At 41.0% G+C, this 22,676-nt stretch carries 23 protein-coding genes, 1 pseudogene and 1 riboswitch; of the genes and pseudogenes, 12 read left to right on the plus strand and 12 right to left on the minus strand.

Going from position 1 to position 22,676, the window contains the following annotated elements; translation table 11 throughout:
• Window positions 1-620: 620 nt before the first annotated feature.
• The 5 genes from manX (at window position 621) to mntP (ending at window position 4,802) form a co-directional block, all read left to right on the plus strand.
• Window positions 621-1,583 (plus strand): PTS mannose transporter subunit IIAB, encoded by a 963-nt coding sequence (manX, locus tag P3L56_RS11155; RefSeq protein WP_210831864.1) that lies wholly within the window; start codon window positions 621-623, stop codon window positions 1,581-1,583.
• A gap of 82 nt (window positions 1,584-1,665) precedes the next feature.
• Window positions 1,666-2,466 (plus strand): PTS mannose/fructose/sorbose transporter subunit IIC, encoded by an 801-nt coding sequence (locus tag P3L56_RS11160; RefSeq protein ID WP_042843583.1) that lies wholly within the window; start codon window positions 1,666-1,668, stop codon window positions 2,464-2,466.
• A 13-nt stretch (window positions 2,467-2,479) separates the two neighbouring features.
• Entirely contained in the window at window positions 2,480-3,331 is an 852-nt protein-coding gene (locus P3L56_RS11165) for a PTS mannose transporter subunit IID (protein ID WP_042843581.1), read from the plus strand.
• An 89-nt stretch (window positions 3,332-3,420) separates the two neighbouring features.
• Window positions 3,421-3,879, plus strand: a complete 459-nt coding sequence (locus tag P3L56_RS11170) for a DUF986 family protein (RefSeq protein WP_272686224.1) — start codon at window positions 3,421-3,423, stop codon at window positions 3,877-3,879.
• Between the two features lie 151 nt (window positions 3,880-4,030).
• Window positions 4,031-4,172: riboswitch (yybP-ykoY riboswitch) on the plus strand.
• Between the two features lie 48 nt (window positions 4,173-4,220).
• Complete coding sequence (gene mntP, locus P3L56_RS11175; protein WP_129466346.1) at window positions 4,221-4,802, plus strand: manganese efflux pump MntP; 582 nt, start codon at window positions 4,221-4,223, stop codon at window positions 4,800-4,802.
• A 43-nt stretch (window positions 4,803-4,845) separates the two neighbouring features.
• On the opposite strand, the gene rlmA is transcribed toward mntP, so the two are convergent.
• The 3 genes from rlmA to alr form a co-directional block, all read right to left on the minus strand.
• Window positions 4,846-5,670 carry a 23S rRNA (guanine(745)-N(1))-methyltransferase gene (gene rlmA, locus P3L56_RS11180; protein ID WP_210832006.1) on the minus strand — a complete coding sequence of 275 codons (825 nt, stop codon included), beginning with the start codon at window positions 5,668-5,670 and terminating at the stop codon, window positions 4,846-4,848.
• Window positions 5,671-5,958: 288 nt separating this feature from the next.
• Entirely contained in the window at window positions 5,959-6,696 is a 738-nt protein-coding gene (locus P3L56_RS11185; protein ID WP_042843578.1) for a phosphatase, read from the minus strand.
• Between the two features lie 224 nt (window positions 6,697-6,920).
• Window positions 6,921-8,153 carry an alanine racemase gene (alr, locus tag P3L56_RS11190; protein ID WP_198860658.1) on the minus strand — a complete coding sequence of 411 codons (1,233 nt, stop codon included), beginning with the start codon at window positions 8,151-8,153 and terminating at the stop codon, window positions 6,921-6,923.
• 408 nt (window positions 8,154-8,561) lie between these two features.
• On the opposite strand from alr, the gene P3L56_RS11195 reads away from it, so the two are divergent.
• From P3L56_RS11195 to P3L56_RS11205, 3 genes are read left to right on the plus strand one after another with little or no spacing between them, the layout of a single operon-like run.
• Window positions 8,562-9,311, plus strand: a complete 750-nt coding sequence (locus P3L56_RS11195) for a GntR family transcriptional regulator (RefSeq protein ID WP_129465971.1) — start codon at window positions 8,562-8,564, stop codon at window positions 9,309-9,311.
• A gap of 3 nt (window positions 9,312-9,314) precedes the next feature.
• Window positions 9,315-10,166 carry a sulfite exporter TauE/SafE family protein gene (locus P3L56_RS11200; RefSeq protein WP_042843575.1) on the plus strand — a complete coding sequence of 284 codons (852 nt, stop codon included), beginning with the start codon at window positions 9,315-9,317 and terminating at the stop codon, window positions 10,164-10,166.
• Window positions 10,163-10,480: a DUF1634 domain-containing protein gene (locus tag P3L56_RS11205; RefSeq protein ID WP_042843574.1), complete on the plus strand. Its 318-nt coding sequence runs from the start codon at window positions 10,163-10,165 to the stop codon at window positions 10,478-10,480. Before P3L56_RS11200 ends, P3L56_RS11205 begins: the two co-directional genes overlap by 4 nt.
• A 55-nt stretch (window positions 10,481-10,535) precedes the next feature.
• Here P3L56_RS11205 and P3L56_RS11210 read toward each other — a convergent pair whose 3' ends face one another.
• Entirely contained in the window at window positions 10,536-11,405 is an 870-nt protein-coding gene (locus tag P3L56_RS11210; RefSeq protein WP_210831601.1) for an SDR family oxidoreductase, read from the minus strand.
• Window positions 11,406-11,978: 573 nt separating this feature from the next.
• Here P3L56_RS11210 and P3L56_RS11215 point away from each other — a divergent pair.
• Both P3L56_RS11215 and P3L56_RS11220 read left to right on the plus strand, forming a co-directional pair.
• Complete coding sequence (locus tag P3L56_RS11215) at window positions 11,979-13,466, plus strand: SulP family inorganic anion transporter (protein ID WP_042843572.1); 1,488 nt, start codon at window positions 11,979-11,981, stop codon at window positions 13,464-13,466.
• A 10-nt stretch (window positions 13,467-13,476) separates the two neighbouring features.
• On the plus strand, window positions 13,477-14,328 hold the full coding sequence (locus P3L56_RS11220) for a universal stress protein (protein ID WP_198860660.1): 852 nt from the start codon (window positions 13,477-13,479) through the stop codon (window positions 14,326-14,328).
• Window positions 14,329-14,534: 206 nt separating this feature from the next.
• Here the strand turns inward: P3L56_RS11220 and P3L56_RS11225 are convergent.
• Window positions 14,535-14,803: pseudogene (locus P3L56_RS11225) on the minus strand (integrase); the annotation flags it as partial.
• Between the two features lie 227 nt (window positions 14,804-15,030).
• The gene (locus tag P3L56_RS11230) at window positions 15,031-15,216 is read right to left on the minus strand and encodes a hypothetical protein (protein ID WP_210831602.1); all 186 of its coding nucleotides are present in this window, start codon (window positions 15,214-15,216) and stop codon (window positions 15,031-15,033) included.
• Window positions 15,217-15,846: 630 nt separating this feature from the next.
• On the opposite strand from P3L56_RS11230, the gene P3L56_RS11235 reads away from it, so the two are divergent.
• A complete protein-coding gene (locus P3L56_RS11235; RefSeq protein ID WP_210831603.1) occupies window positions 15,847-17,619 on the plus strand; it encodes an ATP-dependent nuclease in 1,773 nt (590 codons plus the stop codon).
• Window positions 17,612-19,516, plus strand: a complete 1,905-nt coding sequence (locus tag P3L56_RS11240) for an ATP-dependent helicase (RefSeq protein WP_210831604.1) — start codon at window positions 17,612-17,614, stop codon at window positions 19,514-19,516. Before P3L56_RS11235 ends, P3L56_RS11240 begins: the two co-directional genes overlap by 8 nt.
• Before the next feature lie 35 nt (window positions 19,517-19,551).
• Here P3L56_RS11240 and P3L56_RS11245 read toward each other — a convergent pair whose 3' ends face one another.
• From P3L56_RS11245 to trbJ, 6 genes are all read right to left on the minus strand, one after another.
• Window positions 19,552-19,650: a type I toxin-antitoxin system ptaRNA1 family toxin gene (locus P3L56_RS11245; RefSeq protein ID WP_080871256.1), complete on the minus strand. Its 99-nt coding sequence runs from the start codon at window positions 19,648-19,650 to the stop codon at window positions 19,552-19,554.
• A gap of 72 nt (window positions 19,651-19,722) precedes the next feature.
• Window positions 19,723-19,977 (minus strand): hypothetical protein, encoded by a 255-nt coding sequence (locus P3L56_RS11250; RefSeq protein WP_210831605.1) that lies wholly within the window; start codon window positions 19,975-19,977, stop codon window positions 19,723-19,725.
• Window positions 19,978-19,997: 20 nt separating this feature from the next.
• Window positions 19,998-20,195 (minus strand): conjugal transfer protein TrbL, encoded by a 198-nt coding sequence (locus P3L56_RS11255; RefSeq protein ID WP_247605602.1) that lies wholly within the window; start codon window positions 20,193-20,195, stop codon window positions 19,998-20,000.
• A 55-nt stretch (window positions 20,196-20,250) separates the two neighbouring features.
• Window positions 20,251-21,525, minus strand: coding sequence for a P-type conjugative transfer protein TrbL (gene trbL / locus P3L56_RS11260; protein ID WP_247605603.1), 1,275 nt, complete (start codon window positions 21,523-21,525; stop codon window positions 20,251-20,253).
• Window positions 21,526-21,527: 2 nt separating this feature from the next.
• Window positions 21,528-21,725, minus strand: coding sequence for a hypothetical protein (locus tag P3L56_RS11265; RefSeq protein WP_210831606.1), 198 nt, complete (start codon window positions 21,723-21,725; stop codon window positions 21,528-21,530).
• 2 nt (window positions 21,726-21,727) lie between these two features.
• Window positions 21,728-22,501 carry a P-type conjugative transfer protein TrbJ gene (gene trbJ, locus P3L56_RS11270; protein ID WP_210831607.1) on the minus strand — a complete coding sequence of 258 codons (774 nt, stop codon included), beginning with the start codon at window positions 22,499-22,501 and terminating at the stop codon, window positions 21,728-21,730.
• Window positions 22,502-22,676: the final 175 nt, after the last annotated feature.

Below are 22,676 nucleotides of genomic sequence, written 5' to 3' on the forward strand. Positions count from 1 at the left end.
TCGATAGCATTGAGGGCGTTTTTATCTGCAATTAAGCGCTCATTTGGTTAGCACTGTCTTTTCCCACCACAACCTTCAAGTTTAATTAATCATTTCCCCCACAAAAAACCTTGTTTTTTACTGTTTATTATATATTTCATCAACAGCATCAAAATGGAAGCTATGCTATTTTATGCTAAAAGTGCTTCTTTACATTATTTATCAACAATCAAACCCCCCCGCCAACCCGCCCATTTTTTAACCAAAAAATCAATGACAGCCTATTTTTGCTTAATTTTTTGTTACCTGTAACACAATAATAATCCACTCAATTAAAAATTGATAAAAATAAAACCCAACAAAAAACAAATAAAAAGATAATAATCGCAAATTAATAAGTGATTTTAGGTATATTCTTATTTTTCTGACGCGAAACAAGTTTTTAGGTTAAAACAAAATGTTATGCTACATATGGACTCGATACTAACAAGATAAGTAGCTGGCTTATGGATACCATGAGTAATTTGTAATTATTCAGCTAATATTATGATACAGGGGAAATTGATAAAGAGGAGTCTAACTTTAGCATCCGTTTTATCTACAGATAATATTTCGTTTTATCTATCTATGAGGGAAAAATAGTGAGTATAGCTATTATGATTGGTACACACGGAGTCGCTGCAGAACAGCTTCTTCGAACAACCGAGATGTTAATAGGCGAACAAGACAATGTTTCGTTTATTGATTTTATCCCTGGGGAAAATGCAGACACCCTGTTTGATAAATACACTCAAAAACTAACTGATTTAGATACTTCAAAAGGCGTACTGTTTTTAGTTGATACATGGGGAGGTAGCCCATTTAATGCCGCAAGTCGTATCGTTAATCAACATGAAAACTATGACATCATCACTGGCGTAAATGTTCCAATGCTAGTTGAAACCTTTATGTGTCGTGATGATAACCCCACCTTGAGCGAACTGATCACTGTAGCATTAGAAACTGGTCGTGGTGGCGTTCGTTCATTTAAGTTCAAAGAAGTTGAAACAGCGCCCGCAGCAGCGGCACCAAGTACTCCTGTTCCAGCGCCAATCAAAGCTGGTCCGGGTGAACATATGGTAATAGCCCTTGCCCGTATTGATGACCGTCTAATTCATGGCCAAGTGGCAACTCGCTGGACCAAAGAAACGCAAGTTAAGCGAATTATTGTTGTCAGTGATGAGGTAGCAAAAGACCAAGTCCGTTCAACATTACTCAAACAAGTCGCTCCACCTGGGGTAACCGCTCATGTTGTTGATGTCGCTAAATGCATTCGCGTTTATAACAACCCGAAATATGCAGGTGAGCGTGTTATGTTGCTGTTTACTAACCCAACAGACGTTAAACGTATTGTCGAAGAAGGTGTTGAAATCAAGTCCGTTAATATTGGTGGTATGGCTTACCATGATGGTAAAACCATGGTAACCAATGCGGTTTCAATCAACCAAGAAGACATCGATGCATTTAATTATTTGAATGACAAAAATATTGAGCTTGAAGTCAGAAAAGTTTCATCTGACAACAAAGTCTACATGATGGACTTAATTAGCAAGCTCAAAAAATAATGCTTAATACAATTTTTTATTTTAGTTCTTTATCCATTACTCAAACAGATTTTAAAACTTGTTGGTTACAGGAGATTAAACAATGGAACTTACCGTTGTTCAAATAGTACTGGTCTTCATCGTTGCATGTATCGCGGGGATGGGGTCAATCCTCGATGAATTCCAGTTTCACCGCCCTCTCGTTGCCTGTACGCTTATTGGTATCGTTTTGGGAGACATGAAAACAGGTATCATCATCGGTGGTACTTTGGAAATGATAGCTTTGGGGTGGATGAATATCGGTGCCGCGGTCGCACCTGATGCTGCACTCGCCTCAATTATTTCAACCATTTTGGTCATCGCCGGTGGGCAAAGCATTGGTGCTGGTATCGCATTAGCCATTCCTCTTGCAGCTGCTGGGCAAGTATTAACCATTATCGTACGTACCATTACTGTTGCGTTCCAACACGCAGCTGATAGGGCTACAACGACTGGTAACTTGACTTATCTAAGCGTAGTTCACGTTTCAGCACTGGTCTTGCAAGCTATGCGCGTTGCTATTCCTGCGCTTATTGTTGCTGTTTCTGTAGGGACATCCGAGGTTCAGCAACTGCTAAGTTCAATCCCTGAAGTTGTCACAAGTGGCTTAAATATCGCTGGAGGTATGATTGTTGTTGTTGGTTATGCAATGGTCATTAATATGATGCGTGCAGGCTATCTGATGCCGTTCTTCTACCTAGGCTTTGTCACTGCAGCCTTTACAGATTTCAACCTCGTTGCTCTGGGTGTCATTGGTGTTGTCATGGCCGTACTTTACATCCAACTCAGCCCTAAATACAACAAATCTCAAGTTGTTGTGAGCCAAGGGAATAGTAACAACAATCTTGATAATGAATTAGACTAGGAGGAACGCAATCATGGTTGACACAACTCAATCTACAGAGAAAAAACTGACTCAGAGCGATATTCGCGGTGTTTTTTTGCGTTCCAATTTATTCCAAGGCTCTTGGAACTTTGAACGTATGCAAGCTCTCGGCTTCTGCTATTCAATGATCCCTGTTATTCGCCGCCTTTATCCAGAAAATAATGACGACCGTAAACAAGCGATTAAACGCCATTTAGAATTTTTCAATACGCACCCATACGTTGCAGCGCCGGTCCTTGGCGTGACGATGGCAATGGAAGAACAACGCGCTAATGGTGCAGACATTGATGACGGGGCAATCAACGGTATCAAGGTCGGTCTCATGGGGCCTCTTGCTGGTGTCGGTGACCCAATTTTCTGGGGAACAGTACGCCCTGTCTTTGCGGCACTCGGTGCTGGGATCGCGATGACAGGTAGTTTACTCGGCCCATTACTCTTTTTCTTTTTATTCAACCTAGTACGGTTACTCACCTTATACTATGGAATTTCATATGGTTATAAGAAAGGGATCGATATTGTTCAAGATATGGGGGGCGGCTTCCTACAAAAATTAACAGAGGGAGCTTCAATACTTGGTTTGTTTGTTATGGGGGCCTTAGTAAACAAGTGGACACACGTCAATATTCCACTTGAGGTTTCGCGCATCAAAAACCAAACTACAGGTGTAGAAGATATTACGACTGTACAGATGATCCTAGACCAATTAATGCCTGGTTTAGTGCCATTGTTATTAACCTTCGGATGTATGTGGCTCTTACGCCATAAAGTTAATGCATTATGGATTATTATCGGTTTCTTCGGTCTTGGTATCTTAGGTGCTTGGCTGAAATTCTTAGCACCATAATTCTCTTGTAATTATTTGAATTGGGAGGTTGCAGCCTCCCTTTTTTAATTTTAAGCTCTGCACATGTTTACTTATCCAAGGGCGCTCCAATGACTTTCAATGATGCCATTCTCGCTATTATCATTTTGCTCATGCTTGTGTATGCAATTTATGACGAATTTATTCAGCATTTACTGAAAGGCAAAACGTTATTAAAGATCAACTTAAAACGAAAACATCGTATTGATGCCATCATTTTTATTGTATTAATATGTATTGTTATTTACACAAATATTGTTCGCCATGGTAATTTATTAACCACTTACTTATTATTGGTTACTATATTCATGTCTATTTACTTGGCATTTATAAGAACACCTAAGCTATTTTTTAAACAAACTGGGTTTTATTTTGCCAATACTTTTATTTTATACGAAAGAATAAAAACAATGAATTTATCTGAAGATGGCATATTAATAATAGGGTTAGAACAAAAGAAAATTTACATAAAAGTATCTCATCTTGATGATTTACAAAGAATTTGTGAGTTTTTAATTAATCATAAATAATCATTATATATATTCATAATAAAACTAAGGTTAATTAAATTTATAATTAACCTTTTTTTTCTTAATATCCTAGTTGATAATAATTCTCACTAACGTTTAATATCCACAATTAATTAATTGTTGCCTTTAAAATAAAATGTGGTATCTTTCTTTCAACGTCATTGGGGAGTAGCCTGTTCTGGTATTATATATATACCAGAAAGTCCGTATCAACATACTCGTTTGGTTTCAAACGTGGTGTGGACACCAGATTCGGTTGGCAAGACCATAGACACATAAATAAGCCTTTTGGTTGGGGGTAATTTATGTGTATATGGAAACACCCAACCGAGGTTCTTGTTATGAGCTTTTACGCTACCCTTATCTTAGCCCTTGCACTATCCATGGATGCCTTTGCTGTAGCCATTTGCAAAGGTGCTGTTTTGCATAAACCTCGCTTCAGAGAAATTCTCCGCACTGGATTTATTTTTGGCTTCATTGAAGCCATAACCCCAATTATAGGTTGGGGTATTGGGATACTTGCAAGTCAATATGTCATTCGTTGGGATCATTGGATTGCATTTGCTTTATTATTTGTTTTAGGTGCTCGTATGATTTGGCAGAGCATTAAAACAAAAGATGAAGAATGTTGTTCAAAGCCGTCAAGTCATAGCTCAACAAACCTAATATTCTCAGCGATAGCCACTAGTCTTGATGCAATGGCAATCGGTCTTGGTTTAGCATTTTTACAAGTAGACATCGTTCATACTGCAATGACTATTGGCTTAATGACGATGATAATGGCGACTGTTGGGATGATGATCGGCCGTTATGTCGGCCCATTATTAGGGAAAAAAGCCGAAATTGTGGGCGGGTTAGTATTAATTGGTATCGGGTTTAATATCTTATTCGAGCACCTTGAATTATTTATGTACGCTTCATAATTTTGTTGCCCCCTAATTATCTTAGGGGGCAATTTTAAGCGTTCTACTCACCCTGATATTGGTAAACCCGGATCAAGAAATCAGCAGTATAATTCTTCGCATCAGATAATAATAAACCTTGCTTAACTTCTTCAGACGCACGCCAAGCAAATGGCGTCATTGCTAGCAATTCATAAGCTTCGCTGCCTGCCAGTGACATTTTATAATTTAACCGTGTTTCGTCTAATAGAACAAAATTAGGTAGATTTTCTTCTTTAACAGGATGCAATTTCACTTCATCATAAATCAATGCTTTTAATTCTTGCAGATGTTCTGCTGCTGGAGTGACGGTAATTAGAGTCCCCTTAGATATTAAGATACGGCTTAATTCTTCCCCTTTGCATGGTGCATAAATTCGGACAATACTACCGAAACTTGTATCCGCAAAAGGTAATCGGTGGCTAGTCCCCACACAAAAATGTACTGATTTATAACGCTTAGCCGCGTAACGGATTGCCGCTTTAGACACATCTAACCCAAAGACCGTGGCTTGCTCGTCTTGCTTTTTCAGTTCTTGTGCAAAATAATCAGTGTAATACCCTTCCCCACAACCAATATCTAGCAAACTCATATTTGATGACGGAATAAATTGGGCTATTTTTTCTGAAACTTTGTCACGCATCAGGTGATAATGCCCCTCATCAAGAAACTGCCTACGAGCCTGCATCATCTCTGCGCTATCACCGGGGTCTTTTGAACGTTTATGTTGCACAGGTAATAAATTAACATAACCTTCTTTTGCACAATCAAACTGGTGGTTAGCTTCACAACGAAAGCTATTTTGTACTTTTTGAAGGGGTTTAAAACAAAGGGGGCATTGATAGTTCATAAACATCACTGATTTAAAAATAATGAGCAGTATACCATATCAGCCATCATGCAGCGCCATAGAATTATTTCCCATGACACCGTGACGTTAACGACATTCCATTAAATTATTTTACAGGCTTGCCCGCCTGCGCAGATTTTTCTTTGCTCTCTTTTTTCTCTGCTTTTAATTTATTATCATTAAACTGATATTATATTCTTCACCTAATGCAGAACTAAAAATAAAAGCCGGACTCATATCTGACTGAGCGGCTTTCATTCTTATTTCAGAATATCCTAAGCAATATACTTAGAAATCAGCAAATTCAGGGATTGGTTTACGCCCATGAGATTCAAGAAAATCAAGCACACGACGTGGTGTTACATTCAGGATCTGAGATTGTGGGAAATCAATAGAGTCCAGCATTTCAATGACACGGTCAAAACGACCTAAGTAACCTGAAAAGTGAGAGTCAGACCCCAGCGAAACCCAACCTCCACTGTCTTTAACCGCTTTTGCAATTTCTAAACAGTTCTTTTGACTACCCGCTCGGGAATGGAGAAATGATGAGTTATTCATTTCTAAAGCAACATTACTTTCTTTCGCCGCTTGAGCAACCGCTTTAATATCGATGGGGTACTTAGGGTTTCCAGGGTGCGTAATAATTTGCACTTTACCACTGCGGATCGTTGCAATCATGGCTTCTGTATTATCAGCTAAACTTTGGGGCTCTAATACCGGCTCATGAAAACCCGCTAATATAATATCCAGATGACGTGCTATTTTTTCATTACAGTCTGTCTCACCCAGCTTATTTTTTATATTAGCTTCAATACCATACAGTAAACCAACACCATCAACAATCCGAGGTAAGATAGGCATATTACCAAAATGCCATTCATGAGGGGCATCTTGCATTTCAGGTCCATGGTCTGTGATCGCAAATAGCTTTACACCACGGCTTGCCGCTTCCGTAAAATATTCACTCACCGTACTATATGCATGGGTGCTGGCAATGGTGTGCGCATGTAAATCAACTTGATACATAATATAATATCCTTCTAATTCTTCTATTTGCTTTATCACTTATAACGACTTATTCAAGCTAACATATCAAGGTTAAGGTTTCGATACTAATTAAGCTAAACAGCACTTTATAGACCTATACTTTATAAACTTATAACAATACATTGCACTTTATCTGGAATCGTATTTAATATGCAAAAACCCGCGATAATCGCGGGTTCAAGTTGAATATTTCGAGATTAAAACTAGTCGACTAAAACACGTTTATTTGTTGCGCCCCACAGGATCGACATCTCTGTAAAAAGTGCGCCACTGATATCTTCAACTTCCTCAGCCGTTATCTCGGCATTCCCTTGTTTACCAAAAAATACGACTTCATCACCTGGGCTGACTTTTTTTAAATCAGTAACATCCACCATAACGGTATTCATTGATGTTTTTCCTAATACAGGAACAGTTTGGCCATTGATCAATGCATGACCAGTATTACTAAATACTCGACGGTAGCCATCAGCATAACCAACAGGAATATTGGCCAAAACAGAATCTCGTTTCAAAGTATAAGTTCTGTCATAACCCACAGTATTTCCTTTAGGGTAATGATTCACCGCAGCAATATTTGATTTAAGTGTCATTACACGTTTATAGTCGTTCGTTGCAACGGTGTCACCATAAAAGATCCCTCCTACACGCACCATATCTAGCCACGACTCGGGGACAGTAATAGTTGCATAAGTATTCGCCACATGCAGCATCACATCTTCACGCTTTATTCCAGTTACCGCCAAGACTTGTTGTGATCCTTTCTTGAATTTTGCGAGATCTTTACGGATTTGAGCTTCATCTTCCTCTGGATAGTGAGACATAATTCCCACGATTTTTAATTGCGGTAATTCTGAAATCTGCTTCGCTTCATTCAAACCAGCGGCATGGCTTACTTCGAGTCCATTACGGGACATCCCTGCCGAATTTAGCGCTAAATGAATAGGAATGATTTTATTTTGTTGTTTTGCAATCGCATTCAAACGTTGCGCCATTGCTAAATTACCAATGAGTTCTTCCGTGTCATATTGTGTCGCTTGTGCCATTTCCTGCTCAGTCGCATTTCTCACTCGCATTAAACGGCCTTTAAAACCTAAGTCTCTCACTGTTTTTAATTCTTGATTGTTTGTTACGCCAATACATTGAACATTGTTTTCAATCATAATGGGGGTAACTAATGAAAGGTCATGACCGTAAGCATCCCCTTTCAATACCGCGCAAAGAGAGGATTTATCGCCTAATAGAGCTTGAACTTTTTGCACATTAAATTCTAATGCGCCTCGTGAGATTTCAATCCATGAGTTATTAACCACTACGGATTGGGTTTGTACTACAGGTGTTGCTACATCATTAGCATTAGTATTAAACGGTTGTTGGCATGCTGTCGTAGCAACAAATAGCGGTAGTAATGCAATATATTTTAAACGAAAAGCCACAAATTATTCCTTAACTATAGTGATATTCACCCCAATCCGTTGTTGTTCTCATTTTGGGGACGTTGACCTGCATAAATACATTTCACCGTGATAATATCAATTTGAATAATTTGAACAAGTAATAATTCACTTTTAATGCATAAAAAGTCACGTTGTACGCATAAGCATAATCAATGTTTCTTATCGCACCTAATCCTCCCCAACCCATTACTTATATTTATTACACTGTTACCTTCCATTTGGCTTATTTCTTGATGGCTTGATAGCAGCTTATTTAATGCTTACCACATGGCTATCTTGCATATCATATTCGCCCATTATTGGGGCTCTATAGGGCTATTTTTTAATTACATTCGTCACCTCATAGACAACATTGACATAAGGACATCATGATGTCATGATGATGATATGAATATTAATCCTGAACATTTACCGCTTTACGCAAAAATCGAATCAGCTCTCGCGGCTGATATTTCCAATGGTATATACCCCCCAGGCAGCCAATTGCCTCCCGAAGATCGCCTAATAGAAAGGTTTAATGCAAGCCGCACAACAGTACGCAAGGCGATTGAGAACCTTGTATTGCGCGAACAAATTGAAATCCGGCGTGGTAAAGGGACCTTTGTGACCATGCCTAAAATCAACCAAGAACTCACTGAGTTGACTGGGTTTGTTGAGGATATGCAAGCCCTTGGTCGTATCCCAACGGCTCGCCTATTAGACAAGCAAATCGTATCTGCCGATACACATGTAGCTGAGCAACTTGGCATCTTACCTGGAAGTGCCGTAATGCGGCTCCAGCGTGTCCGCCTTGCCGATGGCATCGCCATGTCTTTCGATGAAACCTATCTCCCTCAAGAAATTGGAGAAAAAATTATCACACACGATTTAGATGCTGAACCCATCTTTTCTCTACTCGAAGATAAATACGCTATCCCATTAACTGAGGCAGAATATCGCCTTGCAGCTATTACAGCCCCTTCTAATGTCGCTCTTGCTCTCAATATTGATACAGGTAGTGCGATCTTTTTAATCGAACGAACATCCTATACCACAGGCCACCAGCCCATTGATTATGAAAAGCTCTACTATCGCGGTGATCTGATTAGCTTCGCCACGCGTTTAACACGTCGTCCACGCACCTCACAGAAAGCCTAAATAATGGACGCTCTATTACTGTTTATCGCGGCTTGTGCAGCAAGTGCGCTTGGTGGAATACTGGGGATGGCAAGTGGCATTTTTATTGTGCCAATTCTCACGCAAATTTTTGGTGTAGAAATCCACATCGCCATTGGAGCAAGCCTGGTCTCCGTCATAGCGTGTTCATGTGGTAGTGCAGGTCAGTTTCTCAAAAATCGCCTAACCAATACCCGTCTAGCCATTGTACTTGAAACAGCCACTACATTTGGTGCCTTGACAGGGGTGTTGTTAATTGGGCTCATCTCACCCCCTGTACTGTATGGCCTCTTTGCCATGATCCTCACAATTTCAGCTAAACAGATGTTAACTCGCCGATATGAAGTCATTGCTGCTACTCCAATCAATCAAACTCGCTGGGCTACAACCTTACGCTTACATTCCAGTTTTCCAGAAAGCCAATCTAGGCAGGAAGTCCCCTATTACGTCAGTCGTGTTCCTCTTGGGATGATATTCATGTACGGGGCGGGGTTGATTTCGGCATTATTAGGAATTGGCTCTGGTGTACTCAAAATACCTGCCATGGATAGCGCCTTGCGTCTTCCCATTAAAGTTTCAAGCGCTACATCCAATTTCATGATTGGGGTGACAGCAGCAGCCAGTGCAGGGGCTTATTTTGTTCGAGGGGATATTGACATTAATGTTGCTGGCCCTATCGCCTTAGGTTCAGTTATTGGCTCAATTATCGGAGCACGCTTACTTATAGGGCTACCTGCCGATAAATTGCGTATCTTTTTTGTCATCATTCTGGCGTTTTTAGCATTTCAAATGCTTATGAGCGCTTTTGATATACACATTTTTGCTGGGACACTATGAAGTCTGAGAAAGGGTATTTAGAATTACGGGACCAAGTCATCGCTCTGTTACTTCGCTACGGAACATGGTTAGCGACAACCTTGATTGCCATTGGTGTAGCCTTAACCGCTTTAAAACCATTTTGGGGCACATCCCTACTTCCACTACATGGCTCTGACATTGTGAGTGCGGGCATTGCATTGTTTATTCTTTTGCCTGTATTACGCGTTATTTTAATGCTAGCCTTTTTTATACGTGACCGAGATTATGTTTATGTCGCGATTACGACTCTTGTACTCGTCTTTATCGCCGCAGGCGTTATTATTGAACTGTAATATTGATCCCTGCTTATTTCCCTATTGACCCAGCGAACTAGATATTTCAAGTCAGTTATCTACTTTTTTTCAGCATGTTAACTTCGTTACGATAAAAATCTTCGAGTCGATCACCTCCTACAGGTTCACCTAAGTGGCTTTCCCCCATAAATGTCAGAAAAAATTCAATTGGGCCATAAAACTTTTGCGGCGTGAAATGCCGAACTGCAAAAATACTTCCCCTACGAACCCAGTCAGGGAGATAGCTAATTTTGATATCTTGTCCTAAGGCTTGGGCTGCACAATTGGCAATATCATTTAGAGAAAGCACTTCAGGCCCTCCCACAGATAGTTCCTGCCTTGCTTGCCCCTGATTAAGGGCCTTAACGATAAATTCAGCCAAATCTTTACCCGAAATTGGGTTAATTTGCACATGACCATCACCGAACAAATAAACTCGCCCAGAAGCTGCCATCTTCAAAAAATCACCCATATCACTAAAGTAGCCGTTGGGACGAACGATAATAGAAGAAAGAGAAGATTGTTTGAGTTCATCCGCAAAACGTTCTTTTGCTTCAAATATCTTTAAGTGTCGGTTTTTATCGCCATCGATAGCTGAAACATAAACAAATTGCTTTACCTCATCAGCTATTGCTTCATCTAATAGGTTGATATTACCTTGATAATCAACATCCATATAGGTCAAACCATCTTTTTGTCGGGTTATTCCAACCGCACTAATAACGACGTCTATTCCCTCAGTAACACCATGCAGTGTGTTCGGTTCCGTCACTTCCCCAACATAGATATGATCGACACTAGCCACCAACCCTTGTTGGTTTTGTCTCCTGACAAGCGCTCTGACCCAATAACCTTGTTTTTTTAATTCTGCAACGAGACATTGCCCCAAATAGCCTGTAGCACCTGCAACTAAAACTTTTTTCACATTTAAACCTTAGGGTAGCCACAAATTAAGTTAATTGAATACTGACATTATCGTCTTTCAAAATTAACCCTACTCTATGCTCTGTGATACCGTCAATAATACCGTCAAAATTATCTACTATTACTCGTAATTAAAAACGATAAAAATAAAGAAATCGTTATGGCTATCTGGAGCGCTTAGCGAACCGGTGGGATACTCCGTTGGCTTTCTCTTACTAAGCTCCCCAGAAACTCAACTGGTAGTGGCCTGATTATGTGTATAGGGCCCCCTTAAGTTGCCACTACAGATTATCTACGGTATCATGAATAGTTATTTTTATAATCTAAATTCTTTATAATCTGAACTCTTATAGAAAGGAACTCGTTTTGCATATTACGCCACCCTAGGCGCCTGACTCTCCTCTAAAGTCACATTTATCAACGTGACTCACTTTATGCCGTATCCACCAATGGCAGGTCTTTGGTCGAACAAATTCACCCCTAGTAAAAAATATGACAATCTGCGCATGAAGTTAATCGTTGTTGCGATTTAATTTTGTATGCCTGCATTGTCTCTCAGTTTATAAGGCTATCTATGCTCGAAAAAATGAAACTTGAATGGTTTTCCAACATCAAGGGAGACCTCTTAGCAGGTACTGTTGTTGCCTTAGCGCTAATACCTGAAGCGATTGCATTTTCCATCATCGCAGGTGTTGACCCCAAAGTGGGTCTTTACGCTTCATTTTGTATTGCAGTTGTTATAGCGTTTGTGGGTGGTCGCCCGGGTATGATCTCCGCTGCAACAGGCGCAATGGCATTACTCATGGTTACGTTGGTAAAAGAGCATGGTCTTGAGTATTTGCTTGCTGCAACATTGCTCACCGGTTTGATCCAAATAGTTGCTGGTTACCTTAAGTTAGGGAGCCTAATGCGTTTTGTATCTCGTTCTGTCGTAACAGGTTTTGTTAATGCGCTTGCTATTTTAATTTTTATGGCTCAATTGCCTGAGCTTACCAATGTCACTTGGCATGTGTATGCTATGACGGCGATAGGTTTAGCTATCATCTATTTATTTCCATATATCCCGATTATCGGCAAAGCTCTCCCTTCCCCCTTAGTATGTATTGTTGTTCTCACCGCATTTGCGATGATCGTAGGTTTGGATATCCGAACCGTTGGTGACATGGGGGAATTACCGGACACGCTTCCTATTTTTCTATGGCCTGATGTGCCACTAAATTTCGACACGTTGATGATTATCCTTCCTTATTCCTTAGGTCTTGCCATTGTAGGTTTATTAGAGTCAATGATGACAGCCACGATTGTTGATGATTTGACGGATACTCAAAGTGACCGAAACCGTGAATGTAAAGGTCAAGGTATTGCCAACATTGGCTCTGGATTACTAGGTGGTATGGCTGGTTGTGCCATGATAGGGCAGTCTATTATCAACGTAAAATCTGGCGGTCGTGGGCGACTATCTACCTTTAGTGCGGGCCTATTTTTACTTATCCTTGTTGTATTCTTGGATGAATGGATAAAACAGATCCCGATGGCGGCGCTGGTGGCCGTTATGATCATGGTTTCAATCGGAACCTTCTCATGGTCATCAATTAAAGACTTAAAAAAGCATCCATTATCAACCAATATCGTCATGATCACGACCGTTATTGTTGTGGTGGCAACACATAACCTAGCGATTGGTGTCTTCGTTGGTGTTTTATTGGCAACGTTATTCTTTGCAAACAAAATTGGTCGCTTCATGGTAGTTAAAACAGCGCAAACTGATGATGCTTCACGTACTTATCGTGTGGTTGGTCAGATTTTCTTTGCCTCATCTGAACAGTTCATTGATTCCTTTGATTTTAAAAAAGCGGTTGATAAGGTAACCATTGACTTAACCCAAGCGCATTTTTGGGATATTACTGCCGTGTCGTCTTTAGACAAAGTCGTTATTAAGTTTAGGCGGGAAGGTGCGACAGTTGAAATTATTGGAATGAGTGAGGCGACAGAAACTATTGTTGATAAATTTGGCGTCCATAACGATCCAAAGGAAGTTGAAAAATTAATGGCAGGCCACTAAGGAGAAACTTATGAATAAGATAATTACCTGTATTGATGGCTCTGCGGTTTCTGATCAGGTATGTGCAGCCGCTTGTTGGTCTGCTAAACAGTTGAATAAACCTGTTTTGCTACTGCATGCTATTGAAAAAAATCACTCACCAGCTACAGAAGATTTAAGTGGAGCCATTGGCCTTGGCGCCCGCTCTTCACTTCTCAATGAAATGGCCGCTTTAGACGAACAACGCAGTAAAGTTGCTTTATCCCTTGGTAAGGAAATCTTGGCACACTCCAAGGCTCTTTTGGTTGCCAACGGTTGCCATGATGTTGAAAAAACACAGCGTCACAGTGGTATTGTTGAAGCCATTTGTGCTCTTGAAAATGATGCAAGACTCATTATTATTGGGAAGTCTGGTCAACAACATGCTGGAGATTTCAAGACACTTGGCTCTCATATTGAACAAATTATTCGTAGAGTCCACACACCAATACTAATTGTCAATCAGTCATTTAAAACACCTAGAAGCTTTATGCTTGCTTATGATGGCAGAGAAACTGCGGACCAAGCCGTGCAACGTATTATTGAAGGTGGGCTGTTACATGATTTGACCTGCCATTTAGTCACTGTAAAAAATAGCGCACCAAACATAGAAAAAAAATTCCAGCAAACGAAAGAGTTATTAACTAATAGCGGCTTTGAGGTGAAAGCTAGTTTATTAGAAGGGAAAATTTTTGATGCTTTAATGAAGTACAAAGAAAGCAGTGGTGTTAATATGCTTGTGATGGGTGCTTTTTCTCACTCTAAATTAGCAAGTATATTTTTAGGTAGTAATACAATGGAAATGATTGAGCAAACAGAAATACCTATGATTGTTTTGCGCTAACTTTGTTCTACTTTGCAAAAATGTGTATTTTTTAACTTTGTAATTGGAGAGATTGATTAGCCCTCTGTAGATTATAGGCGGTCCGTGACCGTCTTTCTTCGTAGCAATTAGCTCGGTATCGCATACCGAATGGTGTCCAAGGCTTGCTTAAAGTCCTCCGGCATCGTTCGGCCAGTTTCAGCCTAGTGGTACATGACCCTGATTTATTCAGGCGTCAGAGTTCGATCTCTCTGCTCAAACCTAGCAATACTTACTGGCCTTACCAACTCTGCTAGGTTCTCAACCTTCTGGCCTCGCTCAGTAGCCTACCGGTATATCTGGAGTACAATCTCACGCGCAATAAGTCACCGTTGCGGGCCTTCTCCTTCGTTGGCGACTTTCCATCGGCGACCATCCACTTGGCTTCACCAAGTCACTCACGGGCTTTTGCCATAGTGATACCCCCAACGCCATAGCGACCAAAGGTGAACGACTCTTATCTGCCATTAATGGCATCTACTTGCGATAATACCAACTTTAATACCCCATTCAACTTGTGCTTGACGCTGCTAATCAGTGCCAGATACGGCAAGCTATAAAAACAAAAAAGCCCATTTTTACATGGGCTTAAGTCGTTATTTTGCCAGTCAGTGCCAGCGAGTTCTTATTGGGGGATTATTCCCACTCGAATATCAACGAGAAGAAAATGTATCTATATAATAGCTAGTTAGAAAGATACTTTTTCTCAATACCATCATCTATACCATGCGCAGAATTTTTTTGATTTTTTGCGGCTCGTCGACGTTTTAGTTCAGCTTTGGCCCAAGCAGAAGATTCGGTCATATCACGACGAAGATCTTGTTTCTCTTCAACACTAAGCCATCGCGGGCCCGATGTAGTTCTATTCACCTTGTGTCTCCAACTTCTCGCTGTACATTTTAGATAGCGTATCAAAACATGAGTTACCAGAAAGAAAACTTAGCTGTATTTTTAGATTATTTTTCATACACATCTTGAAAACAATCATCATTGCCCAAAGATTATACAGCGTGGGATACCCTCACTAAATAAAAGGATTAAATCATGAGCTTGAAACCAGGACCAAAACCAATTGCCGATTCAACAGGCAAGCCAGATCAACGTCGACGTGACAACAAAAAAACGCCAGGAAACACTCCGGGCCTAAAGCCGAGTAAATCCTCGACCAAGTAACTCATCCCTAATGCCGAGTCAGTGTAAGTGGTACTGACTCTTGTTCTAAATATTTTTGTACCAAAACAGCTTCTAACATTACAGCTTTGATGCGATACAGTTGTCATCAGTTAACCAACTTTGTGAAATAATCAATCATGCCCCTAGCCAAATAAAATACTTTTAATACAATTACTTAAAAAGGAAAACCAAAAATAGCTCAATAAATAAATGTCAAACTCTAGCGTCTATACGCGCTCTAACACCTATTGATTGAGAGTATGATATGCTATGTATGGAGTAGTGTATTGATTTCAAATAAGTAATATTTTGCTAAGGGGTGGCATAGTGAGCATTCTTGTTGACAGAGTTCGCATCAGCGGATTTAGAGGTATATCGAATTTAGAACTTTCATTACCGAAAACGACTGTTCTTATTGGTATGAACAATGCCGGTAAAACTTCAGTAATCAAAGCATTACAGCTATCCCTTGGCGACTACTCTCGCTACCTTACCGATGAAGACTTCCATATAGATTCGAATGATAAACGCTCCGATGCAATTGTAATAGATATCAGGATTATTCCTGTAGATACTTCGGGGAAAAGAGAGACAATATTCGACGATATATGGTTAGAGGAATTTGGAGAAAAGATTCAACAAGAAGCAGCTGGGAATCAGTTTTTTGCAATGAGAACAATCGCCACTCAGGACACAGTACGGGGTGGTTTCCAGATCGAAAGGTACTCTCTAGAGCAATGGGTTGCAGAAAACTGGATAAATGAAGCTGTTGCAAATAAAAATAAAATAAGAAACCGTATACGCTCTATGCCATATGTACCCATAGATGCTCAGCGAGATTTACATAATGAGTTGAAAGAGCGCTCTTCATTTGTTGGAAAGGTATTATCAAGCGTTGAGTACAACCCTGAGGATGTCGAAGCACTCGAGGAACTTATATCAGAAGTAAACCAACAAGCCATAGATAAAAGTCAACCGCTAACAACTTTAAAAGGACATCTAGACTCTCTGAGTCAGTCTTTTGATGGCAAAGGAAAAGCAGAACTGTCACCATTTCCTAAAAAAATTAGAGATCTATCTAAAAGGTTCAGCATCCATTTCGGAGAAGAAGGCGGCAACTCATATTCAATGGAGTATCACGGCATGGGTACTCGAAGTTGGGCATCAATGCTTACAGTAAAAGCAATGGTTGAGCTGATGGCAAAAAGTCATGAAAACGAAGCCGAACCATTTTTTCCAATAATAGCAGCTGAAGAACCCGAAGCTCACCTTCATGTTAATGCTCAGAGAACACTATTTCAGCAATTATCTGAGATTGATGGTCAAGTTATCGTAAGTACACACTCACCATACCTCGCATCTATGTCTGAACTTTCTGATCTAAGAGGATTATATCGGTCAAGGGGAGCTATATATTCAACCCAATTAATTAGTGGCTTAGATAGAGAAGATATAAATATCTTACGTAGAGAGGTTATGAGAGTCCGTGGCGATATACTATTTTCCAAGGCTATAATCCTTTTCGAAGGTGTTTCCGAAGAACAACTAATACCCGCAATGTTTGAGAAACACTTTGGCTACTCACCTTTCTCTGTTGGAATAAGTTGTATAAGTGTTGCTGGGAAAAATTATAAGCCATTTTTGAAAATGGCGTGCAGTTTTGCTATACCGGTGTTTATCGTTAGTGATAATGACGGAACTACAAAAGATGAAGTTGAATCTCAATTAAATAAAGTTCGAGACGAAACACCTATAAAGCTGACCGCAGATCAATTTGGCATTAGTTACTTAAATGAAGGGAATGATATTGAGGCTGAACTTGTTAGCCTCGATATGCGCGAAGAAATTAACCGTGCAATGGTACTTGCCGAAACTAGAGGCCGTGATGTACTAGGCTGGGTAGCCGCAAAAACTCAAGAAATTTCATCATTAGATTCAAATCAAATTATTGAAAAAATGAGGGGTTCAAAAGCTTCTTACGCTGGTTTTTTATCCGAAGTTATATCTTCCAATCCAAATGGTAAGCAGTCTGAACAACTAATTCCTCAAGCAGTTATCGATGCATTTAATAAAGTTAAGGAGTGGGCACTAAATGATTAATCTTTCATCCGCACAATCAGAAGTTGTACAAGCTCCTATTAATTCTGCACTTCAAGTTTTAGCGTCCGCAGGTTCTGGAAAAACTAGGGTTTTAACAGAAAGAGTTCGTTTTCTACTAAATAGCTCACCCAAAGGAAGTGTAATAGCCTTAACTTTTACTAATAAAGCAGCTGAAGAAATGCAGCAACGTCTGTCAAACTGTGATTTGGCAGAGAATAGGACTTGGATATCTACAGTTCATTCAGTAGCACAGCGTATTTTAGAACAATATGGGCATACTATTGGCTTACCAAGTGAACTACATATTTATGAGAGAGATAAAGATCGTATGGAGGTCTTTCTCCAGTCATTACGTGAAGATGGTATCGATATCGATAATTACCTTAATGTTTCCGACCAAAAAGAATTGAAGAGCAGAGAACAAGTTCTATCTAATTACATGGAAGCTTTTTCGATTATAAAAAGAGAGTTGATGACGGAGGATGAAGCCAATAATCGATTTTCAAATAACGTAAGTATATGGAAGTACTTTGAAGATTATCAACGAGCTTTGTTAAACAGTAATGGCATTGATTTTGATGATATTCTTGTTTACGCACATAGAATATTATTAACGCAAGATTGGGTTGGTAAGATATATAGAGCAAAGTATAAATACGTTTGTGTTGATGAAGCTCAAGACCTTAACAGAGCTCAGTATGAGTTTATTAAGGCCTTCTGTGGCGATCAGATAAAAAGCGTGATGATGGTTGGTGACCCTCACCAAATGATTTATGGATTTAATGGTTCATCATCAGATTATTTAACAAAATACTTTGTTAATGATTTTTCTCCTCTCAGATTAGAACTAAAAGAGAACTACAGAAGTACAAAAGCTGTCATTGAAGTTGCAAATAGGCTTAAGCCAGGAACACAAACTGTAAATAATTTAGCTCTGAACGGTATATTTCAAATTCAACGATTAAGTGATGAGAATGAAGAAGCTCAATGGATAGTTGATAATATCAATAACCTCTTAAACCTAAAGAATCATCCTGAGATTGAAGGCGAAATATCGCTGAATAGAATTGTAGTTATAGCTAGAAATAGATTTGTATTCAAAAAGCTTGAAGAAGTTCTTGTTGGCGAGAATATTGACTATCATCTAAGAAAGAGCGAAAGAGGGAATGAGCCAACATCATTATTTGGTAAAGTTCTAGATTACTCTATAAGACTAAAATTAAACTTCAAAGATTGGGTTGACGGAAATAAGCTTTGTAAAATTTTAAACGTAGAAGCTCCTAATAACTGGGATAATAAAGAAATTCTAACATCCCTATCAGAAAAGGTAATATCTGGAAAACTACATAACAAAGATATATTACATCTAGTTTTGAAAGAAGTTTCTTCTCTTGATGTATCCGCTCCTAATATACGAAAACTTGTCAGAGATTTGGGAGAAAAAATCCAAGATATTGCGAAAAAAGAAAGCAATAATAGTGCTCAAATTGAGGATCTAAAACTAAGCATGGAGGAATTAGAAGAGTTTCGACATTCTTGGACAAGATTCAAGAAAAAGGGGTTGGGAGAAACATTATTAGCATATAGAAATGCAGTATCTCTTGGACAAATAACAGAAGAACATGAAAAAACAGGACTAACATTAAGTACAGTTCATACAATGAAAGGTCTAGAGAAAGACATTGTATTTCTCATGGGAATGTGTGAAGGCGTTTTTCCCGATTACAGAGCAAACTCCGAAAAGAAAGTAAATGAAGAACGAAATAGTGCATTTGTTGCTGTAACAAGGGCTAAAAGATGGCTTTATGTAAGCTATCCTCAATATAGATTAATGCCTTGGGGAGATACAAAATACCAAGCGCCATCTAGGTTTATTAAAGAAATGCAAGGATCGTGAACATATTGGCGACTGGACTTCACGGCAGGCGAAATCTACAGGGCGACTTCTTGGTCGATGAGCTCTAGGACGGCCAGCCTGATAGCTGCCTGACGCATTGCTTGCTGAACTTCGATATTATATGTGGTTGTCATGTATCAACTCTCTGACAGGTGGTATGTGAAAATGCGGGCCTGTGCACCATCACCGGCCCGTGTGCTTTCTAACTACTTGCGTCGGCCAAACGGCCAGCGTCTCATTTTGTCGATTTGATCAACCGATCTCGTCATGTCCCTATAAGCACGACCGGTCAACCTGTTTTGGAATACCTCCATTTTGTAGGCAATGCCTTTCATCTTCGGGCCGTGTCCGGTTTTGTGCAGCCACTGGTCCAAAAAATAGAAGGCCAGCATCACAATGAACATCACTGCGAAGAAACCAAATACCTCCGCAAGGTTTTGAGGTGGAAAGTTAAACTCCATAATCAGTAATCCTTACTTAGTTAGGCCATGCGACCTTTTTTAACAAAACTGGCAACCTCTTCATTGCGCTCCTGCTGGCGTTCCTGGGCATACGAAACGTAGTCCTCAACGTCGAAGGTGTGATTTTCCGGGTCGCACTCTTGCCATTCTGTGTGTGCTTGACGGGCTTCTTCCTGGTCCTCACTAGATAGGTCATCAAAGCCGCTGGTTTGATTCATCCAGCTAGTGCCGCCACCGCCTAAGCTATCGTTGTCAAATGCAGGTGAAGCGTCGTCAGTCGCCCTCCTGGTCATCACTATCCCCGTCATCTTTCGTACTGTTTCTGATCGAGCTGGCTAAACGGCCTCCAGCAGTGCCGCTGATTCTATCCCCGGCCATATCACCCATACCCTTCATCAAATTCGCACCGGTATCCGCAGCAATACGACCTGCTTTTACAGCGCTGCCTTTAAAACCGCCAGAGGATTGGCCGGAAGCTTGGGAGAAGGAGCCAGCCTCATCAGAATCGCCACTGCCACTGATTGCTCCGCCCAGGCTCGACATAACGTCAGTATTGTTCGCTACGTTCTCACCTGCTTTTGCAAATGCAGCCTGAATAGCAGACGCACCGCCGGCGGTAGCCATTGCTGCACCGGCAGCCATACCGCCAGTGGCAACAGCCGCTCCGGCCATCGCTCCGGCACTGATACTGCCAGCACCTGCCGCCGCGCCGCCTCCAGGAACCAAGCTGGCGACCACATTGGGAGCCGAGTGAATGAGCATCACAAGAACCAGTGAAACGACAAAGATCACCAGCAGTTCACGCATAGGGGCATCATTGGATAGATCGGTATAGAAACCGTCCATGATCGACATGGCAATGCCAATGAGCAACGTCATTGTCATCAACTTCAAAGCAACACCCAATACGCTTTTGAAGTAGTTGATTGCTATATCTGAAGTCCAACGCGAACCACCAAACCCCAGTACGAAGACACCGGCATAGATCAATATCCAAGCCGTCACCAAGGCCAACAACACATTGGCCGCCACTACCGCCATACAGGCCAAAATTGCCAGCGTGATTAAGAAGATAGACAAGTTATCTATCGGGCTTGTAATGCTGTAGGACTCACCAGCTTTCACAATAATGTCGAACGCAATACTAATAGGCTCTGACGGGGTTAGATCTCTCGGAAGGCCACCGGCTTGAGCACCGATCATTCTCAATGAGTCGATGATTGACGTCGCAAAGTCTGGGCCGTTTCTGAGCAACCAAAGAAAGAAACCAAACGTCAGGATGAAGCGGACGAACTCGGCAAAAAACTCCCTTATATCTGCTTGCTTAAGGATTAAGGTCCCACCAGTCCAAACAAGGGATATCGTGCCCAGCGTCCAGAATAACCAGGCGGCATAGTTTGTAATTACCGTGCCCCAAGTAGCACTGGCCGTCATGAAACGCACGGCCACTTCATCCAAGACACCATTAGGCTCAATGGCCGCTGACGCAGTTTGCGAAGTCAGTACAACTGCCAGGAGCATAACAAACCGAATGAATAGCTTGCTCATGATTAGAACCCCTTGTTCTTAGAGCGATCAGTGGGCTCGCCCATATCCCAAAAGCAATGTCCTTCTTCCCTCTGCTCTTTCGTTAGGTTTGGGTTGTCACAGTCGATCGTTGCAGGCTTGGGCCCGTCATCTTCACCGCATCCCACCAGAACGAAAGAGGCCAACGCACCAACAATAAAAACTCGTGTGATATTCTTCATAATTAAAATCCCCTGTTTTCTGAACGGTCGGTTGGCTCTCCCATATCAAACAACCTTTCACGGGACGCTTGATATTGTGCTTCGCGGTCGGCATCCGCCTGCATCCGAGTACCAACAGCATTCTGCTGAGCAATCAGCAAGCTACGGATTTGCAAGAGTTGGTTAGCCTGGTTGCTAGCAAGCTGGTTAGCATAACCAATCGCAGCCAGTTGCCCGTCCGCGCTCTGAGCACCAGATTGCAGGCGGTTAAGCTGACGGGCATCCGCTTCCAAGTTATCTTGCTGTTGTTCCAGACTCCTAAACAGTGCGTCATTGGCCTTTTTCTGCGATTCAGACGCAAGACGTCGGTTCTCGGTCATTGCGGCGCGTTCGGCATCGCTGCATCCCACCGACGAGAAACAAGGCGAACTGCGGTAATAAGCCACGTCCTGAAATTTGCCCAGGTACGCATCGAGGCTACCGATCTGGTTTTGATAATAGGCGAGAGTGTTGGTCGCCTGGTTCAAATCGTTGATGGTGCGCTGTGCCTGATCCCAAATATAAGAAGCCGGGGCCATCGAGTTTTGCAGCATATTTTCGTATTGCTGCAACTGGGTTTGATACTGCTGAATTTGTTTAGCAGTCTGTGTAACAGCTTCCATTGCCGACATGATGTTCTGAACTAGATTCGTACCATCAGCAACCGGAATCCCCGCATATACAGGATTAGAAAGGTTTAACGCCAAGGAGATGGCAAGCACGGGAATTTTAGCCGCTAAAATTTTTCGTTTTAGCATGGTTAATTACTCTTAGTTGTTATGACTAAAAGTTGCATTCACCAACCTGTAGAAACTTGATCTCTACTCCTGCCGTTACCAGCGGTGAATGTGGGCCTGTACAGAGCTAGCTCGCCACTTACTATCTCGGCGCCCGACCAGCGCGACACCGTTAAACGCGCGGTCAAATAGGGTT

The organism is Providencia sp. PROV024 (assembly GCF_032709665.1).
Taxonomy (GTDB): Bacteria; Pseudomonadota; Gammaproteobacteria; order Enterobacterales; family Enterobacteriaceae; genus Providencia; species Providencia huashanensis.

Coding starts and splice junctions, on each gene's coding strand:
- P3L56_RS11200 (WP_042843575.1), top strand. CDS start 9,315: ATGGACGCTCTATTACTGTTTATCGCGGCTTGTGCAGCAAGTGCGCTT.
- trbL (WP_247605603.1), bottom strand. CDS start 21,525: ATGAGCAAGCTATTCATTCGGTTTGTTATGCTCCTGGCAGTTGTACTG.
- P3L56_RS11220 (WP_198860660.1), top strand. CDS start 13,477: ATGAATAAGATAATTACCTGTATTGATGGCTCTGCGGTTTCTGATCAG.
- P3L56_RS11185 (WP_042843578.1), bottom strand. CDS start 6,696: ATGTATCAAGTTGATTTACATGCGCACACCATTGCCAGCACCCATGCA.
- P3L56_RS11265 (WP_210831606.1), bottom strand. CDS start 21,725: ATGAAGAATATCACACGAGTTTTTATTGTTGGTGCGTTGGCCTCTTTC.
- P3L56_RS11240 (WP_210831604.1), top strand. CDS start 17,612: ATGATTAATCTTTCATCCGCACAATCAGAAGTTGTACAAGCTCCTATT.
- P3L56_RS11170 (WP_272686224.1), top strand. CDS start 3,421: ATGACTTTCAATGATGCCATTCTCGCTATTATCATTTTGCTCATGCTT.
- mntP (WP_129466346.1), top strand. CDS start 4,221: ATGAGCTTTTACGCTACCCTTATCTTAGCCCTTGCACTATCCATGGAT.
- P3L56_RS11160 (WP_042843583.1), top strand. CDS start 1,666: ATGGAACTTACCGTTGTTCAAATAGTACTGGTCTTCATCGTTGCATGT.
- P3L56_RS11165 (WP_042843581.1), top strand. CDS start 2,480: ATGGTTGACACAACTCAATCTACAGAGAAAAAACTGACTCAGAGCGAT.
- P3L56_RS11215 (WP_042843572.1), top strand. CDS start 11,979: ATGCTCGAAAAAATGAAACTTGAATGGTTTTCCAACATCAAGGGAGAC.
- trbJ (WP_210831607.1), bottom strand. CDS start 22,501: ATGCTAAAACGAAAAATTTTAGCGGCTAAAATTCCCGTGCTTGCCATC.
- rlmA (WP_210832006.1), bottom strand. CDS start 5,670: ATGAACTATCAATGCCCCCTTTGTTTTAAACCCCTTCAAAAAGTACAA.
- P3L56_RS11250 (WP_210831605.1), bottom strand. CDS start 19,977: ATGGAGTTTAACTTTCCACCTCAAAACCTTGCGGAGGTATTTGGTTTC.
- P3L56_RS11205 (WP_042843574.1), top strand. CDS start 10,163: ATGAAGTCTGAGAAAGGGTATTTAGAATTACGGGACCAAGTCATCGCT.
- P3L56_RS11245 (WP_080871256.1), bottom strand. CDS start 19,650: ATGACAACCACATATAATATCGAAGTTCAGCAAGCAATGCGTCAGGCA.
- P3L56_RS11195 (WP_129465971.1), top strand. CDS start 8,562: ATGAATATTAATCCTGAACATTTACCGCTTTACGCAAAAATCGAATCA.
- P3L56_RS11255 (WP_247605602.1), bottom strand. CDS start 20,195: ATGAATCAAACCAGCGGCTTTGATGACCTATCTAGTGAGGACCAGGAA.